This is a genomic window from Candidatus Andeanibacterium sp. (assembly GCF_057143545.1).
In genome coordinates, this window is record NZ_DBNHSF010000116.1 from 1 (window position 1) to 2,095 (window position 2,095).

Annotated in this window: 1 protein-coding gene and 1 pseudogene; one reads left to right on the forward strand and one right to left on the reverse strand. The window is 62.1% G+C overall.

Going from position 1 to position 2,095, the window contains the following annotated elements; translation table 11 throughout:
- A pseudogene (locus AC16XC_RS07370) lies at nucleotides 1-188 on the reverse strand (hypothetical protein); the annotation flags it as partial.
- A 60-nt stretch (nucleotides 189-248) separates the two neighbouring features.
- Between AC16XC_RS07370 and AC16XC_RS07375 the strand changes: the two are divergent.
- The gene (locus tag AC16XC_RS07375; RefSeq protein ID WP_484034004.1) at nucleotides 249-2,039 is read left to right on the forward strand and encodes a bifunctional phosphopantothenoylcysteine decarboxylase/phosphopantothenate synthase; all 1,791 of its coding nucleotides are present in this window, start codon (nucleotides 249-251) and stop codon (nucleotides 2,037-2,039) included.
- Nucleotides 2,040-2,095: the final 56 nt, after the last annotated feature.

Consider the following 2,095-nt stretch of genomic DNA (forward strand, 5'->3'; position numbering starts at 1 on the left):
CCGGTCGCAGTCAGGCCGAAATCCATGCCTGCCAAGGCGGGATCGACAAAGAAGCTCACTCCCAGAACGAGATCGAGCATGGCACCCAGCGCAATAAGCGCGGCAAGAATGAAATTCATCGGCGAAACCCCTCCGTTTCCTTTTTTTAAACCATAGGCTGCCAAGGGTATGAGGGCAATCGCGCGCATTTTGCGTGCTGGCAATGACGGACAGGGGGCGCTAGCAAGCGCAACGATGACGCAATGGGAATGCACCAGCCGATCAGCGCGGACGACGCGCAGGACCAATTTGACGGAGCGCACAAAGTGAGCGGACCGAGAATCCTGCTTGTAATTGGCGGCGGTATCGCGGCCTACAAGTCGTGCGAACTCGTACGCCTGATCCGCAAGGCAGGCGGCGAGGTGACGTGCGTGCTGACCGAAGGCGGTCAGCAGTTCGTGACGCCGATGTCGCTTGCCGCGCTGTCGGGCAAGAAAGTCTACACCTCGCTCTTCGACCTCAAGGACGAAGTCGAGATGGGTCATATCCAGCTTTCGCGCGATGCCGACCTCGTGGTCGTGTGTCCGGCAACGGCGGACCTGCTGGCCAAGATGGCTGCCGGTATCGCCGATGATCTGGCCACCACGCTGATCCTCGCCACGGACAAGCCGGTGCTGACGGTTCCGGCGATGAACGTGAAAATGTGGGAGCATTCCGCCACTCAGCGCAATGCCGACTGGCTGCGTCAGGCAGGCGTGAAGGTCATGGACCCGGACGAAGGCCCGATGGCTTGCGGCGAATTCGGCCCAGGCCGCCTGCCCGATCCTGCCGCAATCGTTCAGGCCATTGCTGCCGAACTCGACATAGAAATCGACCTGCCTGAATTGGCCCCGCCAGCGCCGCAGCTCGCGCCGCCAACTCCCGAGACCGCAGACGAAGAAACTGCGGACGAGGAAGCGGACGACATCGCTCTCGAAGCGCTCGAGCCCGAAGACGAAGAAGAGGTGGTGAAAAGCGGCGGGGGCCTCGGCGGCCTGCTGTCGATGATTATTCCGCGCTCCACTGCCAAGCGTTCGCACGAGGAAATCGAAGAGGAATTCGAAGATTTCGAAGACCTGCCCGAGCCCGAAATGCTCGACGCAGCGGCGCTTGTCGAAAACACCGAAATCAATCCCGATCTGGGAGGGCCGCTGCTGGCGAAAAAGGGCGGCGCGGCTTCCGCTCCGCCGATCGATCCCGAGGCGCTCAACCACACGGTCGCCCGCAAGGACAAGCGCGCCAAGCCTCAACCGGTCGAGGAAGACGTTCAAACGCAGGAAGTCGCATTCGAAGATTCCCCGCTTGCGGGTCAGGCCGAATTCGATCCCGATCCCGAACATCGCCCGCTCTATGGCAAACACGTGCTGGTCACCGCAGGCCCAACGCGCGAACCGATCGACCCGGTCCGCTACATCGCTAACCGCTCCAGCGGAAAGCAGGGCTTCGCTATCGCCGCAATGGCCGCCGCTGCCGGTGCGCGCGTAACGCTCGTTTCCGGGCCGGTTCATTTGCCGACACCCCACGGTGTCGACCGCATCGATGTCGAAACTGCCGACGATATGGCCGAGGAAGTGCGCAACGCGCTGCCTGCTGACGCCGCCTTCATGGTCGCGGCTGTGTCCGACTGGAAGAGCAAGCACGTGGCCGGCGAAAAGATGAAGAAACGCGGTTCAGCGCCGCCCGCGCTTATCCTCGCGGAAAATCCCGATATTCTGGCTGCCGTTGCAGCCGGACGCAAACGTCCGCACCTGCTTATCGGCTTTGCCGCCGAAACAGAAAACGTGGTCGAAAACGCCAAGACCAAGCGCAAGCGCAAGGGCGTCGACTGGATCATCGCCAACAATGTTGCCGGTGAAGTGGGCGCGAGTGTGATGGGCGGCGATCTGAACCAGGTTCATGTGGTCACCCAGAAGGGCGTCGAAAGCCTGCCTGAAATGGCCAAGGAAGACGTCGCCCGCGAACTGGTCCGCCGCGCCGCGGAAGCCCTGGCGGAGCCTGTAGAGGAAGACATGCATGATTGATCCGGTGGGCGTACAGGTAAAGCGGTTGCCACACGGGCACGGCCTCGACCTTCCCA